The organism is Nocardioides sp. LML1-1-1.1, assembly GCF_040676175.1.
GTDB lineage: Bacteria > Actinomycetota > Actinomycetes > Propionibacteriales > Nocardioidaceae > Nocardioides.
Map to the genome: position 1 here is coordinate 1 of NZ_JBEGHK010000002.1, position 21,606 is coordinate 21,606.

Annotated in this window: 22 protein-coding genes; 5 read left to right on the forward strand and 17 right to left on the reverse strand. The window is 71.2% G+C overall.

Going from position 1 to position 21,606, the window contains the following annotated elements; translation table 11 throughout:
• A partial coding sequence (locus tag MRBLML1_RS06565; protein WP_364515589.1) for an integrase core domain-containing protein occupies positions 1–132 on the forward strand: 132 nt, incomplete at its 5' end.
• Between the two features lie 4 nt (positions 133–136).
• Here the strand turns inward: MRBLML1_RS06565 and MRBLML1_RS06570 are convergent.
• Both MRBLML1_RS06570 and MRBLML1_RS06575 read right to left on the reverse strand, forming a co-directional pair.
• Positions 137–661: a ferritin gene (locus tag MRBLML1_RS06570; RefSeq protein WP_364513206.1), complete on the reverse strand. Its 525-nt coding sequence runs from the start codon at positions 659–661 to the stop codon at positions 137–139.
• 26 nt (positions 662–687) lie between these two features.
• Positions 688–891 (reverse strand): hypothetical protein, encoded by a 204-nt coding sequence (locus MRBLML1_RS06575; protein WP_364513208.1) that lies wholly within the window; start codon positions 889–891, stop codon positions 688–690.
• A gap of 86 nt (positions 892–977) precedes the next feature.
• Between MRBLML1_RS06575 and MRBLML1_RS06580 the strand changes: the two genes are divergently transcribed.
• Positions 978–1,337, forward strand: a complete 360-nt coding sequence (locus MRBLML1_RS06580) for an ArsC/Spx/MgsR family protein (protein WP_364513210.1) — start codon at positions 978–980, stop codon at positions 1,335–1,337.
• A gap of 39 nt (positions 1,338–1,376) precedes the next feature.
• Here MRBLML1_RS06580 and MRBLML1_RS06585 read toward each other — a convergent pair whose 3' ends face one another.
• On the reverse strand, positions 1,377–3,410 hold the full coding sequence (locus MRBLML1_RS06585) for a protein meaA (RefSeq protein WP_364513213.1): 2,034 nt from the start codon (positions 3,408–3,410) through the stop codon (positions 1,377–1,379).
• A gap of 84 nt (positions 3,411–3,494) precedes the next feature.
• Positions 3,495–3,830 (reverse strand): STAS domain-containing protein, encoded by a 336-nt coding sequence (locus tag MRBLML1_RS06590; protein WP_364513216.1) that lies wholly within the window; start codon positions 3,828–3,830, stop codon positions 3,495–3,497.
• Positions 3,831–3,959: 129 nt separating this feature from the next.
• On the opposite strand from MRBLML1_RS06590, the gene MRBLML1_RS06595 reads away from it, so the two are divergent.
• The 3 genes from MRBLML1_RS06595 to MRBLML1_RS06605 are packed head-to-tail and all read left to right on the forward strand — an operon-like array spanning position 3,960 to position 8,352.
• Positions 3,960–4,535: a cob(I)yrinic acid a,c-diamide adenosyltransferase gene (locus MRBLML1_RS06595; protein ID WP_364513219.1), complete on the forward strand. Its 576-nt coding sequence runs from the start codon at positions 3,960–3,962 to the stop codon at positions 4,533–4,535.
• A gap of 40 nt (positions 4,536–4,575) precedes the next feature.
• Positions 4,576–5,109, forward strand: coding sequence for a hypothetical protein (locus MRBLML1_RS06600; RefSeq protein ID WP_364513222.1), 534 nt, complete (start codon positions 4,576–4,578; stop codon positions 5,107–5,109).
• 54 nt (positions 5,110–5,163) lie between these two features.
• Positions 5,164–8,352: a DEAD/DEAH box helicase gene (locus tag MRBLML1_RS06605; protein WP_364513228.1), complete on the forward strand. Its 3,189-nt coding sequence runs from the start codon at positions 5,164–5,166 to the stop codon at positions 8,350–8,352.
• 187 nt (positions 8,353–8,539) lie between these two features.
• Here the strand turns inward: MRBLML1_RS06605 and MRBLML1_RS06610 are convergent, their stop codons facing one another.
• The 13 genes from MRBLML1_RS06610 to MRBLML1_RS06670 all read right to left on the reverse strand — a co-directional run bounded on the left by MRBLML1_RS06610 (position 8,540) and on the right by MRBLML1_RS06670 (position 21,603).
• On the reverse strand, positions 8,540–9,223 hold the full coding sequence (locus MRBLML1_RS06610) for a hypothetical protein (RefSeq protein WP_364513230.1): 684 nt from the start codon (positions 9,221–9,223) through the stop codon (positions 8,540–8,542).
• An 11-nt stretch (positions 9,224–9,234) separates the two neighbouring features.
• Positions 9,235–10,113, reverse strand: coding sequence for a hypothetical protein (locus MRBLML1_RS06615; RefSeq protein ID WP_364513232.1), 879 nt, complete (start codon positions 10,111–10,113; stop codon positions 9,235–9,237).
• Positions 10,114–10,289: 176 nt separating this feature from the next.
• Positions 10,290–11,171 (reverse strand): hypothetical protein, encoded by an 882-nt coding sequence (locus tag MRBLML1_RS06620; protein ID WP_364513235.1) that lies wholly within the window; start codon positions 11,169–11,171, stop codon positions 10,290–10,292.
• A 208-nt stretch (positions 11,172–11,379) separates the two neighbouring features.
• Positions 11,380–12,036, reverse strand: coding sequence for a hypothetical protein (locus MRBLML1_RS06625; RefSeq protein ID WP_364513237.1), 657 nt, complete (start codon positions 12,034–12,036; stop codon positions 11,380–11,382).
• Positions 12,037–12,134: 98 nt separating this feature from the next.
• Entirely contained in the window at positions 12,135–13,409 is a 1,275-nt protein-coding gene (locus tag MRBLML1_RS06630) for a hypothetical protein (protein ID WP_364513240.1), read from the reverse strand.
• 25 nt (positions 13,410–13,434) lie between these two features.
• Positions 13,435–14,208, reverse strand: coding sequence for a hypothetical protein (locus MRBLML1_RS06635; RefSeq protein WP_364513243.1), 774 nt, complete (start codon positions 14,206–14,208; stop codon positions 13,435–13,437).
• 10 nt (positions 14,209–14,218) lie between these two features.
• A complete protein-coding gene (locus MRBLML1_RS06640) occupies positions 14,219–15,235 on the reverse strand; it encodes an MlaD family protein (protein ID WP_414691238.1) in 1,017 nt (338 codons plus the stop codon).
• A 23-nt stretch (positions 15,236–15,258) separates the two neighbouring features.
• Entirely contained in the window at positions 15,259–16,314 is a 1,056-nt protein-coding gene (locus tag MRBLML1_RS06645; protein WP_364513248.1) for an MlaD family protein, read from the reverse strand.
• Position 16,315: 1 nt separating this feature from the next.
• Positions 16,316–17,479 carry an MCE family protein gene (locus MRBLML1_RS06650; RefSeq protein ID WP_364513251.1) on the reverse strand — a complete coding sequence of 388 codons (1,164 nt, stop codon included), beginning with the start codon at positions 17,477–17,479 and terminating at the stop codon, positions 16,316–16,318.
• Positions 17,476–18,519, reverse strand: coding sequence for an MCE family protein (locus MRBLML1_RS06655; RefSeq protein ID WP_364513253.1), 1,044 nt, complete (start codon positions 18,517–18,519; stop codon positions 17,476–17,478). The genes MRBLML1_RS06650 and MRBLML1_RS06655 overlap by 4 nt, the downstream gene beginning before the upstream one ends.
• Positions 18,516–19,607, reverse strand: a complete 1,092-nt coding sequence (locus MRBLML1_RS06660) for an MCE family protein (protein WP_364513255.1) — start codon at positions 19,605–19,607, stop codon at positions 18,516–18,518. The genes MRBLML1_RS06655 and MRBLML1_RS06660 overlap by 4 nt, the downstream gene beginning before the upstream one ends.
• Positions 19,604–20,752: an MCE family protein gene (locus tag MRBLML1_RS06665; protein ID WP_364513257.1), complete on the reverse strand. Its 1,149-nt coding sequence runs from the start codon at positions 20,750–20,752 to the stop codon at positions 19,604–19,606. The genes MRBLML1_RS06660 and MRBLML1_RS06665 overlap by 4 nt, the downstream gene beginning before the upstream one ends.
• A 2-nt stretch (positions 20,753–20,754) precedes the next feature.
• Positions 20,755–21,603 (reverse strand): ABC transporter permease, encoded by an 849-nt coding sequence (locus MRBLML1_RS06670; RefSeq protein ID WP_364513260.1) that lies wholly within the window; start codon positions 21,601–21,603, stop codon positions 20,755–20,757.
• Between the last annotated feature and the right edge of the window lie 3 nt (positions 21,604–21,606).

Sequence of the window (21,606 nt, forward strand, 5' to 3'; positions counted from 1 at the left end):
GACTCAGAAGCCGCCCGCCGAGCAGCCTTGCCCGACTGGCTCCACTTCTACAATCACCACCGAGCCCACTCCGCGATCGGAGGCCGGCCACCGATCACCCGGATGACCAACCTCCCCGGACATCACACCTAGCGGCTCAGGCGCCGGCCGCGGCGGGTGCGGTCGGGTCGGTGGCGCCGCCGTTCTGCTCGCGGGCGACCCAGTCCTCGATCGCGTTGATGTCGTCCTTGCTGCGGGTGACGACGGCGAGCAGGTCGTTCATGGTGGCGACCTCCTCGACCTGCTCCTTGATGAACCACTGCATGAACTGCTCGGAGGCGAAGTCGTTCTCCTCCCTGGCGATCCGCAGCAGGCCGTAGATCTGCTCGGTGACCCGCTTCTCCTGCTCCAGCGCGAGCTGGATCGGCGCGGTGATGTCGGCGAAGGCGGAGATCGGCGCCTCGACGCCGGGGATCTCGACGGGCGCGTCGGTGTCGAGCAGGTACTGCACCATCATCATGGCGTGCTCGCGCTCCTCCAGCGCCTGGGCGTAGAACAGGCCGGCGAGCTGCGGCATCGTCAGGGCGTCGTAGTGGACCGCGCACGCGAGGTACTGGTTGTGCGCGGCGAACTCGTTGCCGATCTGGACGTTGAGCTGGTCGGTGAAGCGAGGAGCGGCCATGCGCGGCACCCTATCGTCGTGGCGGATCAGGCGGCCTTCTGCAGCGCCTTCTTGGTGACCTTCTTGCCGCTCGTGGTGACCAGGACCCGGCGCTTGACGGTGTAGCCGTCGGGCAGCGTGCCCTCCTTGAGCATGCGCAGGGGACAGCGGCCGCACTTTGACTTCGAGACGCAGCACTTCGTCTTGGGGAGCTTCTGCTTCCCCTTCGACTTCTTCTTGTCCTTGCCCACGGGCACGAGGATAGGTGACGAAGGATAGGCAGACCTAACCGACGTGACGGGCCTCACTCGTGACGCGCGTCGCTAGGGTCTGCCCCGTGATCGAGATCTGGCTCAACCCCGCCTGCTCCAAGTGCCGCACCGCCGAGAGCGAGCTCCAGGCCGCCGGCACGGAGTACGTCGTGCGCCGCTACCTCGACGACCCGCCCACCGTCGCCGAGCTGGAGGACGTGCTGGGCCGCCTCGCGCTGGAGCCGTGGGACATCGCCCGGACGGCGGACGCCCGCAAGCTCGGCGTCGCCCTGCCCGCCAAGCAGGCGGACCAGCGCGAGGCCTGGGTGGCGCTCCTGGCCGAGCACCCGAGGCTCATCCAGCGGCCGATCCTCACGGCCACCGACGGCACGACGGTCGTCGGCCGCGACCCCGACTCCCTCGCCCGCGTCATCGACGCGGGCTGAGGGCAGCGGGCCCAGGACAGCGGGCCCAGGACAGCGGGCTCAGGACAGGCCGTTGGCCTTGCGGATCACCTCGACGATGCCGCCCATGATCTCGGTGAGCCCGAAGTCCTTGGGGGTGTAGACGGCGGCCACGCCGAGGTCGACCAGCGCCTTGCCGTCGGAGTCGGGGATGATCCCGCCCACGATGACCGGTACGTCGGACATGCCGGCCGCCTTGAGGCCGTCCAGCACCGCCGGCACCAGCTCCATGTGCGAGCCGGAGAGGATCGACAGGCCCACGCAGTGCACGTCCTCGGCCACGGCGGCCGCGACGATCTGCTCCGGGGTGAGCCGGATCCCCTGGTAGATCACCTCGAAGCCGGCGTCACGAGCGCGCACGGCGACCTGCTCGGCGCCGTTGGAGTGGCCGTCCAGCCCGGGCTTGCCGACGAGCAGGCGCAGCCGGCCGCCGAGCTCCTCGCCCGTCGTACGGACGGCGTCGCGGACGGCGGTCAGCTCGGCACCGGCGGCGGCGACGCCGACGGCCCCGGAGACACCGGTCGGGGCACGGAACTCGCCGAAGACCTCGCGCAGGGTCGCCGCCCACTCCCCCGTGGTGGCGCCGGCACGCGCGGCGGCCAGCGTCGCCGGCATCAGGTTGACCTCGCCCTTGGCGTCCTCGGCGACCTTCGCGAGCGCCTCGGCGACCTCGGTCTCGTCGCGCTGGGCCTTCCACGCCTCGACCGAGGCGCGGGCGGCCTGCTCGGCCTGCGGGTCCGCGGTCATGATCGCCTCGTCGAGGTTGGCGGTCAGCGGGCTCGGCTCGGTGGTGGTGAACTTGTTGACCCCGACGATGACCTCCTCGTTCGCCTCGATCCGCGCGCGGCGGCGGGCGTGGGAGGAGACCAGCTCGGACTTCATGTAGTCGACGGCGCCCATCGCGCCGCCCATGGCCTGGACCCGGTCCATCTCGGCGCGCGCGCCGGCCTTGAGCTCGGCGACCTTGGCCTCGATGACGTGGGAGCCCTCGAAGATGTCCTCGTACTCGAGCAGGTCGGACTCGAAGGCCAGCACCTGCTGCAGGCGCAGCGACCACTGCTGGTCCCAGGGCCGCGGCAGGCCGAGCGCCTCGTTCCAGGCGGGCAGCTGCACGGCGCGGGCGCGAGCGCTCTTCGACAGCGTCACGCCCAGCATCTCCAGCACGATGCGCTGGACGTTGTTCTCCGGCTGGGCCTCGGTCAGGCCGAGGCTGTTGACCTGCACGCCGTAGCGGAAGCGGCGCATCTTCGGGTCCTGGACGCCGTAGCGCTCCTGGGTGATCTCGTCCCACAGCTCGGTGAAGGCGCGCATCTTGCACGTCTCCTCGATGAAGCGGACCCCGGCGTTGACGAAGAAGGAGATCCGGCCGACGACCTTCTCGAAGTCGTCGTCGCTGACCTGCCCTGAGTTCTTGACCTGGTCGAGCACCGCGATCGAGGTGCACAGCGCGTACGCCAGCTCCTGGGTCGGGGTCGCGCCCGCCTCCTGCAGGTGGTAGCTGCAGATGTTGATCGGGTTCCACTTCGGGATGTAGTTGACCGTGTAGGCGATCATGTCCGCGATCAGGCGCAGCGAGGCCTCCGGCGGGAACACGTAGGTCCCGCGCGAGAGGTACTCCTTGATGATGTCGTTCTGGGTCGTGCCCGCCAGGAGCTTGGCGACCTCGGCCGGCTCCATCTCGGGGTTCTGCTCCTCGGCGACCACCTGGTACATCGCGAGCATCCACATCGCGACGGCGTTGATCGTCATCGAGGTGTTCATCTCGGTGACCGGGATCTGGTCGAAGAGCTTGCGCATCTCCCCCAGGTGCGGGATCGGCACGCCGACCTTGCCGACCTCACCGCGCGCCATCGGGCTGTCGGGGTCGTAGCCGGTCTGGGTCACCAGGTCGAACGCGACCGACAGGCCGGTCTGCCCCTTGGCAAGGTTGGTGCGGTAGAGCGCGTTGGACGCCTCGGCGGTCGAGTGGCCGGCGTAGGTCCGCATCACCCAGGGGCGGTCCTTGACGGGCGGCGTCTGCTCGGGGGTGGCAGCGGCGTCAGACGTGGTGCTCATAGAGCGAAGAGTAGGCCGATTGCTACCGGTTGGTAACGCTCGTTCGGTGTGTGGTTCTCCACAGCGGCGCCACGAGGCGGCGGATCAGGCGGGGATCGGGTCCCGCTCGAGCTCGACCAGGCGGATCAGGTGGGTCAGGTGCAGCATGCGTCGTACGGCGGGACAGGCGCCACGCAGCACCATCGAACCGCCCATCCGGCGGGCCCGGCGGCTGGCGGCGGCCAGCACCTTGAGCGCGGTCTCGTCGACGGAGGTGACCTCGCTGAGGTCGACCACGACCCGGCCGCCGGTGTAGGAGCCGTGCACCCGCAGGTGCTCGTAGAGCGCGGCACGGATCTCGCCGGTGCTGCGCACGTCGAGGTCGCCCTCGAGCACGAGCACCGCGCCGGTGGTGTCGAGGTCGGTGCTGATCGTCGTCACGCTCATCCTTGGCCTCCCGAGATCCGGACCCTCCCACGGGCCTCCCTACCCACCTTGACGCTCTGTTACCCCATTCGGTTGCACTGAGCCGCGGAAAATCTCGAGCGTGTCGCCGGTTATGGTCGCCTCATGGTCAACCTCACCCGCATCTACACCCGGACCGGCGACGCCGGCGAGACCCGGCTCGGCGACATGAGCGTGACCACGAAGACCGATCCGCGGCTGCTCGCCTACGCCGACGTCGACGAGGCCAACGCCCACCTCGGCGTCGCGATCGCGACCGGCGGCCTGGACGACGACGTGGTCGCGGTGCTCACCCACGTGCAGAACGACCTCTTCGACGTCGGGGCCGACCTGTGCACGCCGGTGGTGCCCGACCCGGAGTACCCGCCGCTGCGCATCGAGCAGGACTACGTCGACCGGCTCGAGGGCTGGTGCGACCACTACAACGAGCCGCTGGAGAAGCTGCGCTCCTTCATCCTCAACGGCGGCACCCCCGCGGCCGCGCAGCTGCACGTCGCGCGGACCGTGGTGCGGCGTGCGGAGCGGGGCGCGTGGGCGGCGTACGAGGTCCATGGCGAGTCGATGAACAAGCTGGCCATCACCTACCTCAACCGGCTCTCGGACCTGGTCTTCATCCTGGCCCGCCACGCCAACCGCGAGCGTGGCGACGTGCTGTGGGTGCCGGGCGGCGAGCGCGGATAACCGCTTGCCGGTCGGTGCGGCCGCCGCCGACGATGGCGGGGTGGACGTCACCTTCACCAAGCTGCGCGGGCGCTACGAGATCGCGGTCCGGCGCGGTGCCGGCGCCGCGCTCGCGCCGCGCAACGGCCCCGGGCACAGCGACCGGGTGCCGCACGACGTCGCGCACCTCATCGTCGAGGTGGAGGACGGGCTGCGCGGCGGGGTCTACGGCCGGCTCGCGGCCGCCGACGGTGACGACGGCATGTTCTGGCCGCTCGACCCGGCCGAGCGGCGGGCCTCGCTGAAGCGCCGTCGTCCCCCGACGCCGGAGGAGTCGGCCGACATGGGCCGCTCGGAGGCCCTGGCCTCGGCCAGCGTCGCGCTGTGGGAGGTCGCCCGTGGCTGGCGCACGGCCGACCCCGCCTGGCCCGGGCGGGCCGCGGACCACGGCATCGACGACGGCTTGCTCGACCGGCTCTTCGCCCGCTACGACGACTTCGCCACCCGCTGGGCGGCGCTCTCCCCCGGCGCCTCGATCACCATGGACTGGCCCTTCCCGGAGGGCAGCGGCAAGAGGCGGCGCACCGGCCGCTGAGGCTCGTCCTGCGATGCGGGTCGCGTCGGAGGTGCGTGCCACCATGGTCGGATCGTGAACGTCCTGGCCCAGCTCACCGACGACTTCCTGCAGCGTCACTTCGACGCCGCGACGTTGGAGCGCGCCCGCGAGGTCGTGGCCCGCGGCGGCGTACGACGCCCGGAGATCGGGATGCTCTCGAAGGGCTCGGTCACCGCGACCGCCGACGTGCAGGGCTCGCGCGAGCAGCCCTACCAGGTGCAGCTGCACGCCGAGGCGCCCGCGGAGGGCTACGACGGCTGGCTGTTCACCGTCTGCACCTGCCCGGTGCGCTCGGTCTGCAAGCACGGCGCCGCGCTGGCGCTCACCCTGCGCCAGTCCTTCGCGCAGCCGACCGCGGCGCCCACCTCGGCCTGGCGGCGGACCCTGGAGCGGATCGTCACCGAGCTCGACCGGCAGCGCACCGAGCCGCGCGAGGAGGTCGCGCTCGCGCTGGAGATCAGCCTCGCCCCGCCGCGCCGCGCCTACCAGTCCCCCGGCACGACCCTGCACGTGCGTCCGCTGCGCGCGGGCCGCAACAAGCCGTGGGTCAAGACCGGCGCCGACTGGTCCGACGTGGCGGCCGCGGCGATCACCGGCGGGTTCCCCCGCGCGCAGGCCGAGGCCGTCACCGCGCTGCACACGCTCTGGTCCGGTCACCGTGGCTACGGCAACGGGGTGACCCCCTCGCTCGACGAGCTGGGCAGCCAGGTGGTCCGCGCGCTGCGCACCGCCCGCGACGCCGGGGTGACCCTGCTCGGCGGAGGCGCCGTGGCGACGGTGGAGGTCGCCGACGAGGAGGCCGAGGTCGTCGTGCGGCTGGGCGACGCGGAGACCGGCGGCACCGAGGTGCAGGGCCTGGTCACCCTCGGCGAGACGAGCTGGCGCGGTGACGGCGTGGTGCCGATCGGCAACCCGGCGACCGCGGTCGGCCTCCTCGACCAGCTCGGCCACCTCGTCGTCGCCGACCTGACCGCGCCGATGCCGCTGGCCGTGCGCCACCTCGTCGACGGGCCGGGCTTCACGGTGCCGCCCGCCGAGGCCGACGACCTCCGTGCCGAGCTGCCACTGCTGATGCGGCACCTGACGGTGCGCGCGGAGACGGCCGCGATCGAGCTGCCCGAGCCACTGACCCCGGCCCTCGTGCTGACCGTGACCTGGCACAGCGCGACCAAGGCGGCGCTCACCTGGACCTGGGCCTACGGCGACGACGACACCCGCACCTGTGCCGTCGGGAGCAGCGACCCGCTCGGCGGCGTACGGGACCGGGTCGCGGAGCGCGCTCTGCTCGCGCACGTGCCGGCCGAGCTGCTCCGCACGACGAGCGCCGCCGACGGCGACGCGCTCACCCTCGCCATCCACGACCTCCCCCACCTGCGCACGATCGAGGGCGTGCGGGTCGTCGAGGAGGAGCGGCCCGACTTCCGCGAGATCGACGTCGCGCCGGAGATCAGCTTCGACCTGGTCGAGCCCGACGACGAGCGGCCCTCGACCGACTGGTTCGACCTGGCGGTGACGGTACGGGTCGCCGAGGAGGGCATCCCGCTGCCCGACGTGCTGGCCGCGCTGACACTGGGCAACGAGTTCCTGGTGCTGCCCAGCGGCCGCTACGTCACCACCGACCGGCCCGAGTTCGACCGCCTGCGCGAGGTGGTCGCGGCCGCCGCCGAGCTGCACGACCGGGACGGCGACCGGATCGGCGTCGGACGCCAGGACCTCGGGCTGTGGGCGCAGCTCGCCGAGACCGGGCTCGTCGACACCCAGGTCGCCGACTGGGTGCGCCGCGCCGAGGCGCTGCGCGACCTCACCGACATCCCGCGCCCCGAGCCCACCGGGCTCGCCACCACGCTGCGCAGCTACCAGCGCGAGGGCTTCTGGTGGCTGGCCTTCCTGTGGCAGCACGGGCTCGGCGGGATCCTCGCCGACGACATGGGCCTCGGCAAGACGCTCCAGGTGCTCGCGCTGATCGCGCACGCCCGCGCGGAGCGGCCCGCCGAGCCACCCTTCCTCGTCGTCGCGCCGACCAGCGTCGTCACCGCGTGGGTGGACGAGGCGGCCCGCCACGCGCCCGGCCTGCGGGTCGGCGTGGTGCGCCGCGGCACCGACGACGTCGCGGAGATCGCGGCGGGCAGCGACATCGTGGTCACGACGTACACGCTGCTGCGGCTCGCCCAGGACCAGTACGCCGCCGTCGGCTGGGCCGGGCTCGTGCTCGACGAGGCGCAGCAGGTGAAGAACCACCAGAGCAAGACCTACACCGCGGTGCGGATGATCGAGGCGCCCTTCCGGCTGGCCGTCACCGGCACCCCGTTCGAGAACCGGTTGATGGAGCTCTGGTCGCTGCTGTCGGTGACCGTGCCGGGGCTGTACCCGTGGCCGCGCCGCTTCGCCGAGCGCGTCGTGCGCCCGATCGAGCGGGACGCCGACCAGGCCGTGCTCGACCGGTTCCGGGCCCGGGTGAAGCCGTTCCTGCTGCGGCGCACCAAGGAGCTGGTGGCCGACGACCTCCCGCCCAAGCAGGAGCAGGTGCTCGCCGTCGACCTCGGACCGCGGCACCGCAAGATCTACGACACCCACCTCGCCCGCGAGCGGCAGCGGATCCTCGGCCTCGTCGAGGACTTCGACCGCAACCGGGTCGCGATCTTCAGCGCGCTCACCACGCTGCGCCAGCTCGCGCTCGACCCCGCGCTCGTCGACCCCGAGCACGACACCGTCGGCTCGGCCAAGCTCGACGTGCTCGTCGACCACCTGCGCGAGATCACCGCCGAGGGACACCGGGCGCTGGTGTTCAGCCAGTTCACCTCCTTCCTCGCCCGGGTGCGGACCCGGCTGGACGAGGCGGAGATCGCCACGACGTACCTCGACGGGGGGACACGGGACCGCGCCGCCGTCATCGACGACTTCCGCGCCGGCACCGCGCCCGTCTTCCTGATCTCCCTCAAGGCCGGCGGTGTCGGGCTCACCCTCACCGAGGCCGACTACGTCTTCGTCCTCGACCCCTGGTGGAACCCCGCCGCCGAGGCGCAGGCCGTCGACCGTGCCCACCGGATCGGCCAGACGAAGCACGTGCACGTCTACCGCCTCGTCGCGACCGACACGGTCGAGGAGAAGGTGATGGAGCTCAAGGCCCGCAAGGCCGAGCTGTTCGCCCAGGTGATCGACGGCGACGGCGCGATGAGCACCACCATCGGTGCCGACGACATCCGCAGCCTCTTCGCCGACTGACCCACCCGTGCGCGCACGGGTGGGTACGGGTGAGAACGGGCGCGGCCGGCGCCGCGGGAGAGGTGCGACGCCGACCGCGCGTTCTCGTCACCGGCGCCGAAGCAGGAGGCGCGCCGGTGGACCGGGCGGCTGGATGGGGCCAGCCGTCCGGCCGATCAGGGTGGGTCCGTCGTACGACGGGTGGAGGTCACCATTGGAGATCGATGACCGGGTCGAGGGTGAAGGTCGCGCTGGTGATGCGGGTGCTCGTCACGACGCAACCGGTCGACGTCACGGCGAAACCCTGCGTGCCGCTCTGCGTCACGACGCCGGTGCTGGCGCTGTAGCTGCCCGTGAAGCTCTTCGCGAGGGTCGGGCCGGTGGCCGTGCAGCCGGCGACGATCGCCGACATGTTGGCCGTCACGCCGTTGGCCGGGACGTTCAGGCTTCCGGTGAGCGTGCCGTTGTAGAGCTGCCCCGGTGTGCTCCCGGCCGCCGGCAGCGTGATCGAGACGCCCCAGGTCCCGCTCTTGGTCATCGGGATCAGCACGCCGGCCTGGTTCTTGCAGCTCATCGTGGGCGGAGGAGCCGCGCTGACGGTCAACACCGTTCCTGGCGCACCCGAGAAGGGGCCCGTGGACGTGAGCGTCAGGGAGTGCGTCGCGTCGAACGTGCAGGTGACGTTGTGCGGGCTCCCCGCGACGGTCGCTCCCATCACGATGGTGCCGGTCGCCGCCAGCACGTCGCCGGCGGCCAGCGGCGCGCCGGTGCCTTCGTTGTAGAGCGTCCAGCTGGGGTTGGCGTGCGCCGGGGCGACCCCGGCGGTGGCGCCAGCCACCGCCAGGACCGCACCGCCGAGGGCCCCCGCCAGCCGACGGGGTCGCGTCGTCATCCGTCGTTCCCTCACTGGTAGACCGGGTCCAGACCGAGCGCCTCGCGGACCTCGTTGGCGTCGGTGATGGAGACGTCGGCGTCCAGGACCGCGGTGTTGTTGCCGGGAGCCTTGGGCACGCCCGCGATCGTGTTCACGGTCGGGTTGAGGTAGCCGAAGGGCGTGCCGCATCCGCTGGCGCCGGGCGCCGCGAAGGCGTTGTCGACGGCCTTGACGTCGTCGAACTTGATGCCCGCCCCCTCCGCCGTCCCGGGGGCGATCGCACCGGTGATCGGCGTGTTCGGCGGCGGCGGGGCCGTCGTGCCCGTCGTCAGGTTGAGCGCGATCGGCGAGCTGTTGCTGCCGATGTAGCAACCCGGACCGAGGATGCTGAGGACGTCGGTGAAGGGGTTGTGCACCTTCGCCTTGACCTTCAGCCCGAACGCAGTGCCCTGGCGCGACAACAGGTTGTCGATGCTGATCGTCGGGAGCGCGGTCACCTCCGGTGTCACGTACGCCGCGAGCGGACCTACACCTGCACCCGGGATCCCGAGCACCCCGCCGGGGACCTCGATCGGTGCCGAGGTGAGCACCTTGTGCCCGTTGGTGGGCGCGACGGTGATCGGCTCGTAGTTGTTCGACTCGGGGTACTTCACACCGACCTCGATCGTGATCGGTTCGGTGGTGCGAAGGTCGAACTTCCCCACCTTGAGCTGGGTGTCGTAGGTCTCGATGTAGAGACAGCTCGCGACCTCAGGGTTGTCGATCGGGCAGTTGGCGTACTTCGCCAGGTTCGGCGGCAAAGTCGGGTCGGCCGTGGCGGGCGCCGGCGGGCCGAGCAGACTGACGGTCGCGCCGAGCACCATCGCACCCGCGGCCGCCCGCACGCTGTTCGTCGTCGAGAACTTCATCGGAGTCTCCATTCTGAAGCGCGGGGCGAGGCCCCGCGGTACCGCTGGTTGGGTGTCCGCGGGGTGGCTCGAGCGGGTGCCCGAGCCACCCCGCGCCCCATGTTCAACCCGCTCCTCAGGCCGACATGGTGAGCTCGTGCTGTCTCAGGCCGTCACCTCTTTCACGATGCGCCGACTCACTGGTAGACGGGGTCGAGACCGAGCGCCTCGCGGACCTCGTTGGCGTCGGTGATGGAGACGTCGGCGTCCAGGACAGCGGTGTTGTTGCCGGCCGCCTTCGGGATCCCGGCGATCAGGTTGACGGTCGGGTTGAGCCACCCGAAGGGCGTGCCGCATCCGCTGGCGCCGGGCGCGGCGAAGGCGTTGTCGACGGCCTTGACGTCGTCGAACTTGATGCCCGCCCCCTCGGCCGTCCCGGGGGCGATCGCACCGGTGATCGGCCGGTTGGGCGCCGGCGGAGCGGTGGTGCCGGTCGTGAGGTTGAGCGCGATCGGCGAGCTGTTGCTGCCGATGTAGCAACCCGGACCGAGGATGCTGAGGACGTCGGTGAAGGGGTTGTGCACCTTCGCCTTGACCTTCAGGCCGAACGCGGTGCCCTGGCGCGACAACAGGTTGTCGATGCTGATCGTCGGGAGCGCGGTCACCTCCGGTGTCACGTACGCCGCGAGCGGGCCGATCCCGGCGCCTGGGATGCCGAGCACGCCGCCGGGGACCTCGATCGGTGCCGAGGTGAGCACCTTGTGCCCGTTGGTGGGCGCGACGGTGATCGGCTCGTAGTTGTTCGACTCGGGGTACTTCACACCGACCTCGATCGTGATCGGCTTGGTGGTGCGAAGGTCGAACTTCCCGACCTTGAGCTGGGTGTTGTAGGTCTCGATGTAGAGACAGCTCGCGACCTCAGGGTTGTCGATCGGGCAGTTGGCGTACTTCGCCAGGTTCGGCGGCAACGTGGGGTCGGCGGTCGCCGTCCCCGGGGCGAGGCCGAGCAGGCCGACGGCACCACCCATCGCGACGACCCCGGCGGCGAGCCGCCGCGGGCGTGATGTTGAAAACTTCACTGGAACACTCCATTCTCGAACGCGGGGCCGTGAACCCCGCGGAAAGTCATCTCGATTTCCTGTCGTGAGGTGACCCGGGTGAGTGCCCGGGTCACCTCACGCGCCCCATGTCAGCCAGTCGGGCTCGACCGGGCTCGCTTGGGCGCGAGACCGGCGTGGACCGAGCCGGACCGACCCATCAGTCCCTCATCTCAGCCAGCGACTCCGATCACCACTGGAGGTCGATGATCGGGTTCGCCGTCAGGCTCGCGCTCACGAGACGGGTGCTCGTGACCGTGCAGCCCGTCGCCGTCGCCGTGAACGCCTGGTTGGCGTTCGCGGTCACGGCACCGTTGCTGGCGTTGTAGCTGCCGGTAAAGGCCTTGGCGGTGGTCGGCCCGACCGCCGAGCAGCCCGCGACGAAAGCGGACAGGTTGGCGTTCACGGCGTTGGCCGGGACGTTGAGCGAACCCGTCAGAACTCCGTTGTAGAGCTGGCCCGGGGTGGAGCCGGCCGCCGGCACGGTGAAGCTGACGCCCCAGGTGCCGGTGAGGGTGACCGGCACGTTGAGCGTGCCGCTGGTGCAGTTGAGCGAGGAGGGCGGGGTCGCGTTGACCGTCAGGGTGCTGCCGGGCGCACCGGAGAAGGGACCGCTGGCCGACAGGGTCAGAGGGTTGCTGGCGCCGAACGTGCAGGTGATCGTACGCGGGGCGCCGGCGATGGTCGCCGCGAACACGGCCGACCCGGTGCCGCTGAGCACGTCGGTGCTGGTCAGCGGAGCCCCGGTGCCCTCGTTGTAGAGGGTCCAGTTCGGGTTGGCGTGGGCCGGCGCAGTGGTGGCGGCGACCGCGGTCGCCGCCAGCGCCGCACCACCGAGAATGCCCATCGCCTTACGGAGAGTTGACTGCATCTTCGTTCCTTTCATGGGGGTCCCGGCCGCACGGCGCGGCACGGGCATCTGCCGTAGTGGCAGAAGATCGTGGGTCATCCGTCGAAGCCGTATCCGGCCGGCACGCCCTTCGGGAGCCCGACCTTGTCGACCGTCATGTCGACGCCGACCTCGGACACGCCCTCTGCGATCGCCGGGAAGGAGGCGGAGCCGTCCAACATGCCGTTGATGAAGGCGTTGTAGTAGTCGCCCCACGGCTGGTCGAGGAGGACGTCCGCCCCGTACTTGTCGGATCCGTAGAGAAAGGTCAGCAAGGACACCGCCAGGCTGCGTCCGTCGCCCGGCGGCATCGCGTCGAGTCGACCGGTGTCGAAGGTGAACGCATTCGAGCCGACGCTGGTCCGACCACCTTCGACAGCGCCTGCGAGGGGCTTCGTCGGCATCATCGGAGACCGCTTCGACGGGGGCTCGCCGATGTCCCAGGAGATCCCCGAGACCTGCGGGGTGATCGGCATCTTCACCGCAGTCGAGAAGGTCCCCTTGATGTCGATCGGGAACTGGAGGTCGGGATTTCCGTTGCCGATCGCCAGGGTCGCGCCCAGCGCGAGGTCGACCGACAGGTCCAAGGACCCGTCGGCCCGGATGCCGGACAGCTTCGCTGAGATGCTCTTGACGGCCAGGTCCTCGACATTGAGGCGCCGGGCGGGCTCCATGTCAGGGGCGTACAGGTAGCTGCCGAGGAAGGTGCCGGGATAGGCATAGAACTCCGACCCGTCGGCGCGCGTCTTGCGACTGTTGACGTACGAGCCCTCGTCGTCCCAGGTTCCCCAGTCTGGAGGGGTGATCCCGCTGATGTCCGCGATCGAGACGCCGGCGCCGTCGCAGAAGTCGACGTCGTCACGATCCACGAGCAGCTTCATCGACGGCAGCTGCACACGAGCGTTGACCCACCCGGTCAGGCCGCGCAGCGTGGTGGAGTAGGGAACTCCTTGTCCCCAGTGATCCGCGGACGGCGAGTACCCGGCCACCATGGTGCCGTTGGTGACCTTGATCCGGACGGGGAGCGTGTAGCCCTCCGGGGAGCCGTCATCCGTAGCGGCCAGCGGCGCGGGCGCGGGGCACGACGGGTCGCCGGAGGCCAGGTCGGCGACACCCGACGGCAGTCGGGGGTCACGGCTGACACCCCATGGCACTGAGAGCTGGGCGAGCTCGTCCGGGGCGAAGTAGTAGGGGTGCTGCGAGTAGCCCGGCTCGCCCGGTCCCGGGTCGGCCCCGGCCGGGACCGCCGCCGCCAGGAGACTCGTCGCGGCTATGGCGGCGCCGAACGCCGCGACCGCGCGGGATCGACGCTGGTCGAGGTGGATGCTCATCGGTGTCTCCTCTCAGGCCCGCGGCTCACGCCGGGTCCTGGTAGACGCTGATCTTGGCTTCGAGGTCGATCGGGACCTTGGTGATGGGGAGCCGGGCCAGCCGGTCGATGCGGGCGGGCAGCTCGCCCGGGCAGTACTTGTCGTGGTTGGCGACCTTCGCGACGGTGAAGCTGTCGCCCTTCAACGTCGCCGTCCCCTCGTACGGCGGGGAGAGGAGCGGGCCGGTGATGACGGCCTTCGCGACACCGGTGAACGGGATGACGCACTGGAGGCCGAACAGGCGCGCGCGCCCCTGCAGGGAGACGTTGAGGTCCGCCTTGAAGCCGCCGCTCGAGCTGCCGGTGCAGGAGACGGTCGACCGGGTGGCGCTGGCGCTCATGCTGACCGGCACCTCGAGCGGCTTGTCCGGGATGATGTCGAAGATGGCGCGCAGGGCGTTGGCCTTCACGCCGTCGGCCGGGATCACGAGCTGGGTCGAGACCGGGCACGCGGACTCGCCGCTGCGGACCAGGCGCAGCACCCCGCAGATGCTGATGTCCATGTCGTCGATCTTCAGCACACCCGCGTCGATCGATCCGGACTCGACCCGGGCCACCACGCCGTACTCGGTGGGCGGGGGGTTCCGGTTCGGTCGGCAGCCGGGCGGGACCTGCGGAGCCACCGCCCGTACGACGGGCGAGGGCGCCCGCGACGGGGCCTGGTCGGCGCTGGCCGGCAGGGTGAGCAGGGTGCCGGCGAGGGCGAGCAGCCCCACCAGGGCACCGTGCCGGAACGTGGCCGGCCGGAGGTTCGGTCGCATCGGGCTTCTCCTAGTCCGGCCCGCGCTGCAGCAGGCGCGGACCCTTCGCACAGGGCTGCGGCGTCCCGCCACCGGTGGTGGAGGGCAGCGGCAGCGGGCCGTGGCTGCACAGCGGCTGGCCGACGTTGATGGTGAGGTCGCCGTGGAAGACGCCGTCGCGCGCGACCTTGCTGAGGTCGGTGCTGACCTTCGGCAGGAGCGCGAAGAGCACCTTGATCGCGGCGGAGTTCTGGCTGAGCGCGGTGCCGATCGCACCGGAGCCCTTCAGCAGCTCGCGGAACGGGCCGCTCTGGGTGCGCACCAGCTCCTCGATGGTCGAGGCCGCCGAGCCGCCGTCACGCAGCAGCTGCGCGAAGTCGGCGTCGTTGTCGGCGAGCTGCTGGGACAGCACGTCGAAGGAGCGGATGATCGCGGCGAGCTGCTGCTGGGTGGCGTTGCCGGTGCGCAGCACGGTGAGCCCGTCGAGGATCAGCTTGCGGGTGCCGGGGGCGGCCTCGGTGACGGCGTTGAGGAAGCGCTGGCCGCTGACCACGAGCGTGCGCAGCTCCGGCGCGAGCCCGCTGAAGGCGTCGGCGAACAGCGTCTGCACGACGTCGAGGTCGTCGGGGTCGATGGAGCGCAGCAGCTTCGTCCCGCTCTCCAGCGCCTGGCTGACGCTGGTCGGCACCTGCGCGGTGGCGATCACGGCACCGTCGGCGAGCTCCGGCTCGGCGGCACCGGTCGGCACCAGGTCGACGTAGCTCTCCCCCAGCGCCGAGAGCATCCGCACCCGGGCCTCGACGTCCTTGGGGATCGGCTGGTCCGTGGTGAGCTCCAGGTCCAGGCGTACGCCGGACGGCCCGACCGTCATCGCCTCCACCTTGCCGACGGTGACGCCGCGGTAGGTCACCTCGCTGTCCTCGAACAACCCCGAGGAGCGGGGGACGTCGACGCTGACCCGGTAGTCGTCGTCGACGGGTGACCACCCGATGATCTGGATGCCGATGTAGTAGAGGCCCAGCGCGGTGCCGACCAGGATGCCGATCATCCGCGGCCACAGGGACGTCCTGCTCACGGCTGCCTCCCCGACTCGATCGGGCCCAGCGCGGTCATCAGCGAGGTGACGGCCGAGCGTGGGCGGATGGTGCCGCTGGCCTCCGAGGGCGTGGAGCTGAACGCAATCGGGGCGACCACCGAGGCCCGCGCGTAGCCGTACTTCGTCAGCTTCGGGACCTGGTCGGCCAGCACCCGGACGTTCTTGAGCACCGGGGTGATCAGCTCGCGGGAGTCGACGATCTGCCGCACCACGGGCACCAGGTCCTTCAGCGCCTTGACCGTCTGGTCACCGCTGCGCGCGACCACGGCGTTGCCCGCCTTGGCGAACCCGTCGAGGCCGGTGAGCAACGTCTGGAAGTCGTCGTTGAGGTCCCCGAGGACCTTCAGCGCCGGCGCGATCTCCTTCAGGCCCTCGACGAGCACGCCGCTGCCGTCGTTGAGCTGCTTGACCAGCCGTCCGACCTGGGTCAGCGCCCGGTCGATCGGCCCGAGCCCCCCGGCGAGCAGCTCCGCGGAGGTCTCCAGCCGTCCGAGCAGCTGACGGACCTGCTGCTGGTTGCCGGAGAACACGGCGTTCAGCTCGCGGGAGATCGTGTGCAGGTCGCCGACCCCGCCACCGGTGAGGATGGTGGCGAACGCACCGAGGGTGTCCTCGACGGTCGGCGCGGCCGCGGTGTCCGCGACGTCCATGGTGTCACCGTCGCGCAGCAGCGGCATCGAGGCGCCGCCCTCGGTGGGCTGGTGCACCTCGACGTACTGGTCTCCGAGCGGGTTGTCGAAGCGGACCTCGACCGTGGTCCCGCGCGGGATCTCGACGCCGTCGAGGAAACGCAGCTCGACCCGGGCGCGGTAGCCGTCGACCTCCATCGTGCCGACCTCGCCGACGACCCGGGCACCGTCGCGGATCTCGGCGTTGGCGGGCAGGTTGAGCACGTCGTCGAAGGACGCCGTGACGCTGTACGTCGATCCGTCGAGCCCGCCGGGCTTCGGCATGTCGTGCAGGCTCAGCGAGCAGCCGGACAGCACCAGCGCCAGCAGGGCGACGGGCAGGAGCCTCCAGGTCCGGGTCATCTCAACCCCCCAACCCACGCAGCGCGGCGAGGGTCCAGGCCGAGGCGTCGGGTGCCCCGGCCCCCTTCGGCAGCTCGTCGAGCCAGCGGTCGACGCCGCAGGCCAGGTCGAGCACCTCGCGCTTGGTCGGGGTCGGCTCCAGGGCGACGGCCATCAGCCGCAGCAGCCCGTCGGCACAGACCTCCGCGCGCACCTTGGCGTTGCGCGGTTGGCTCAGCCGGGCCCGGATCGCCATCCCGTCCTTGGTCTTGACCACCGTGTTGCCGGTGTTGGAGACCGCGAGCGGCAGGGTGCGCATCAGCCGGGTCAGCGCCTTCTGCTGCTTGCCGATCTCCCCCGCGACCCCGGACAGGCTGCTGATGGTGCCGGAGAGCTGGTCCTTGTTGTCGGTGACGAACGTGTTGAGCTCGGCCAGCAGGTCCTGCAGGTTGGTCAGCACCGCGGTCACCTGCGGCGCGTCCCCGGCCAGGCCACCGCTGACCGCGGCGAGGTTCTCCGCGAGCCTGCGGTAGCTGCCGCTCACCGAGGCGGCCGCCGTGGTCAGGTCACCGAGGTCGTTGATGCCGTCGGTGAGGGCGTCGCCGTCCTTGCCGACGGCGTCGAGCGTCGTACCGAGGCTGTCGACGAGCTCGTGCACCGTGCCGCCCTGCCCGCCGAGGGTGTCGGCGAGCGAGGCCAGGACCCGCGACAGCGAGCCGTCGGCGTTGGCGCCCTCGGGCCCGAGCAGGCGGGAGAACTCGTCGAGGCTGTCGATGATCTGGTCCACCGACTGCGGCACGACGGTGTGGTCGGCCGCGATCCGGCCGCCGTCCGGCAACCGCGGACCCGAGCCGGAGTACGCCGGCGCGAGCTCGATGAACCGGTCGTTGACCGCGTTCGGGGCCATCAGGAAGGCGCTCACGTCGGTCGGCAGCCGGTGCTCCTCGTCGATCTCCAGCTCGACCTCGACCCCCTTCACGCCGGGGTCGACGCGGACCACGTGGCCCACCGGGACGCCGAGGATCTTCACCGAGTTGCCCGGGTAGACGCCTGGCATCTCGACGAAGGTCGCGGTGACCCGGTAGGTGCCGGAGCCGGTGAGTGCGCGGATGCCGACCACGGCGGCCGCGACGAGCACCGTGGCCACGAGCGCGATCACCAGCCCGCGGCGGATCGAGGCGCTCATGGCCGGCACCCCACGCGCTGGTCCTTGGCCGGGAAGGCCGCGGCGTCGCACTGCTGGACGACCGCGTCGGGGACCAGGCCGTTGCCGACGAGGATGTCCACGAACCGTCCGGTGCCGGTCACCCGGGCGATGTTGGTGCTCAGCTGCGCCATCGCCGGGATCGCGCGCCCGAGCGTCTCGTTCTCGGTGGCGAGCGCCGCGGAGATCTTCTCCAGGTTGCGCAGCATCGGCCCGAGCTTGGCCTGGTTGACCGACAGGATCTTGGCGACCTGCGCGCTGAGGTCCGCGGTGCCGCGGACCAGCCGGCTGATCGCCGCCCGCCGCTCGCGCAGCACCGCGGTGAGCGCGTCGCCCTGGCTGACGATGTTGACGAGCACGTCACGCCTCTCGTTGATGATCTTCACGACGTCGCTGCCGGCCGAGATCAGCTCGCTGATCTTGTCGGCGTCGCCGGCGAGGTTGCTGGCGAAGTCGTTGAGGCCGGTGAGCGCCCGCTCCACGGACGCCGCGGACGTGCCGTTGAGCGTGGCGGTGACCGTGTCCAGCGCCTTCTGCAGCTGCGGGATGTCGGTCTTGTCGAGCTGGCCGGAGACCCGGCCGAGCTCGCCGACCAGGGTGCGGCTGGCGAAGGTCCGGTCCAGCGGGATCGGCTGGTCCAGGGTGCCGGGACCCGCGGGCTGCAGCTCGAGGAACTGCGAGCCGAGCGGGTTGAGCACCTTGACCCGGGCCGCGGTCTCCTCCCCCAGGTCGACGTCGTCGTCGACCTCGAAGTCGACCCGGACCTTGTCGTCCTCCAGCACGACGGCGGTGATCTTGCCGACCCGCACGCCGCGCACCTGCACGGTCTCCCCGCCGCTCAGCCCGGAGGCGTTGGCGAGGTAGGCGGAGTAGGAGTCGTGGTGGCTGACCAGCGGCAGCCGGGTCACGTTGAGCGCCAGCAGCACCAGCGCCAGGAGCACCACGCCGGCCACCGCGGCCACCTTGACCGGGTCGCGGTCGGAGACCCGCCAGTCGTCGAGGTCGAAGTCGCGCCAGCTCATCGGCAGACCCTCCCCACGCGGCCCGGGTCACCGACCGTGCCGGTCGGCAGCGCCAGGCCCTTCGGGTCCTGCGGCGCGGGCACGCCCGGCACCAGCGACAGGTTCAGCCGGCCGGTCACGGTCAGCTCCAGGTTGCAGAGGTAGACCTTGGCGAAGGAGCCGGAGTCGAGGATCCGGTTGAGCGCCTCCACCGTGACCGGTACGTCGCGCATCAGGTCGATGATCGCGTCCGAGCTCTGGCTCAGCGTCTCCGCGGCCTTGCTCACCCCGTCGATGTCGGCGTTGATGGCCTCCGTCGACTGCCGGGTGAGCCGCGAGGCGTTCTCCCCGAAGGCGGCGAGCCCGTCGATGGTCGAGGCCAGCACCGTGCGCTGGTCGTGGAGGGTGCCGACCACGGTGCCGAAGCTGTCGATCATCTGGCCCAGCGAGTCACCCTGCTCGTTGACGCTGGTGAGCAGGTCGGCGAGGTTGGTGATCACGGTCGAGATGACCTCCTTGCGGCCGGCGAGGTGGGTGGTGATCGTGCCGACCTGCTCGACGAGGTTGGCGACCGTGCCGCTCTCGCCCTGGAAGATCGCGATGATCGAGGCGGTCAGCTCGTTGACCTGGGCCGGGTCGAGCGCGTCGAAGAGCGGCTGGAAGCCGTCGAAGACCGCGGTCAGGTCGACGGTCGGCAGGCTCTGGCGCACCGGCAGCGTGCCGCCCGCGTCGAGGCGCGCACCGGACGAGCCGGACCCGGGCGGCAGCAGCGCGAGGTAGCGCGTGCCGATCAGGTTGGCGTAGCGCACCGCCGTACGGGTCTCGGTGTCGAGCCGGTGCTCACCGCTGACGACGAAGGTGACCCGTACGTCCTTGCCGCGCAGGTCGACGGCGGTGACCTTGCCGACCTCGAGGCCGGCGATGTTGACGTCGTCGCCGGCGCGCAGGCCGGCGGCGTCGGCGACCAGCGCGTGGTACTCCGTGCCGTTGCGCCGGCTCAGGTCGAGCACCGAGATCACCACGAAGACGGTGAGCAGCAGCGCCAGCGCCACGAAGGCGGCGACCGAGGCCAGCAGCCGGACGGGACGGGCGGGACGACCGCTGCTCATCGCGTGCTCCCCTCGGTCGGGCGCTTGCTGAAGGCGCAGAGCTGGGCGGGGCAGCCCTGGTAGGTGGGCGGGTTGGCGAAGCCGGGGCGGACCGCCTCGTTGAGCAGGCGGACGACGTCGGCCGGGTTGCCGCCCGCGGCCATCACCAGCGTCAGGTCGGCGGGGTTGCGCACCGACAGCGACGCGAGGCGTACGTCGGGCATCCCGTCGGCCAGCGCCGGCGCCCAGGACGCGGCCCAGGTGTCGACGCCGCGCAGCAGCTGGGTGATCACGTCGGGTCCCTGCGAGAGCGCCGCGAGCAGCGCGACCGCGCCCTCGACGGTGTCGGCGTAGGAGCCGATGGTGTCGCGCAGCAGTCCGGAGGTCGTGCTCACCAGCGTGCCGCCGTCGGAGACCAGCGCCCGGAAGGCTGCGGCGTTCTCGTTGACCGTGCGGGCCGAGACGGTGGCGTTCTCGACGAGCGAGAGGAGCTCGGGGGTCACCTGCTCCAGGCCGCCCGCGACCTCTGCGAGCTGGTCGAGGTCGGTGACCAGGGTCGGCCACAGCGGGAGCATCAGGCCGAGCCAGTCGTTGGTGGAGACCAGCGTCCTGCCGAGCTCCTCGCCCTGGCCCTGGAGCGCGGTCGCGAGACCGGACAGGCCGGCGTTGAGCTTGGCCGGGCTGACCTCCTTGAGCAGGTCGTTGAGGGAGACGAAGGTGCCCTGCAGGGACGGCGTCTCCCGGGCGTCGTACGCCGGGATGGTGGCGTCGTCGGCCAGGCCGGCCGGTCCGTCGTCGCTCGGCGAGAGCAGCTGGACGTACTGGTTGCCGAAGATCGAGACCGGTCCGACGGTGGCGACCACGTCGCGCGGCAGCCGGTCCAGCCAGCGCCGCTCGATCTCGACCTGGACCTGCGGGACGGTGTCCGCACCGGGGCCGGCCGTGTCGAGCACCTTGCCGATGCGCACGTCGCGGTAGGTCACCGGGCTGCCGACGGCGACCACCGAGCTCTGCGCCGGCAGCTGCACGCGCAACGTCGGGTCACCGGAGAACAAGCCGTTGAACTGGGCGACGACGAGGCCGGCGACACCCAGGACCAGGGCGCAGAACACCACCCCGAGGCGGCCCAGCGCGCGCTGGTTGCTGGCGAGCGAGTAGAGGTCCACGGCTACACCCGCACCCCGGTCGACGTGCCCCAGAACAGCAGGGTCATCAGCATGTCGGCCACCGCGATCGTCACGATGCTGGCCCGGATCGCCCGGCCCGAGGCGACGCCCACGCCCTCCGGACCGCCGGAGGCGGTGTAGCCGTAGAAGCAGTGGATGAAGGTGATCAGCAGGCCGAGCACGACCACCTTCAGGATCGACAGCAGCACGTCGCCGGTGTCGAGGAACAGGTAGAAGTAGTGGTCGTAGGTGCCGGTCCCCTGCCCCGCGATCAGCTGCACGGTGAGCTCGGAGGCGAGGTAGGCGCCGGAGAGCGAGACGAGGTAGAGCGGCACCACGAAGATCGAGACCGCGATCAGCCGGGTGGTGACGAGGTACTCCATGCTGGAGACGGCCATCGTGTCCATCGCGTCGATCTCGCCACTGATCCGCATCGCGCCGAGCTGCGCGGTGAACCGGCAGCCCATCTGGGCGGCGAGACCGAAGGCGGTGATCAGCGGGGCCAGCTCACGGGTGTTGCCGACCGCGGCGACCAGCCCCGAGAGCGGGGCGAGGCCGACGACGTTGAGGCCCTGCAGGCCCTCGAGCCCGAGCTGGACGCCGATCACCGCGGAGAGCAGCGCGGAGACGAAGACGGTGCTGGCCGCGACGGTCAGCAGGCCCTTGCCGAAGGCGATCTCGGCGAGCAGCCGCCAGACCTCGTGGCGGTAGCGGCGCAGTGCCAGCGGGATGGTCGCCACGGCGTGCACGCAGAACAGGAGCATCGCGCCCTGGCGGCGCAGGATGGTGCCGAGCGGCCGGCTGATGCCGTCGAGCCAGCCGCGCGGGCCGACCTGAAGCGAGGTGGTCACGTG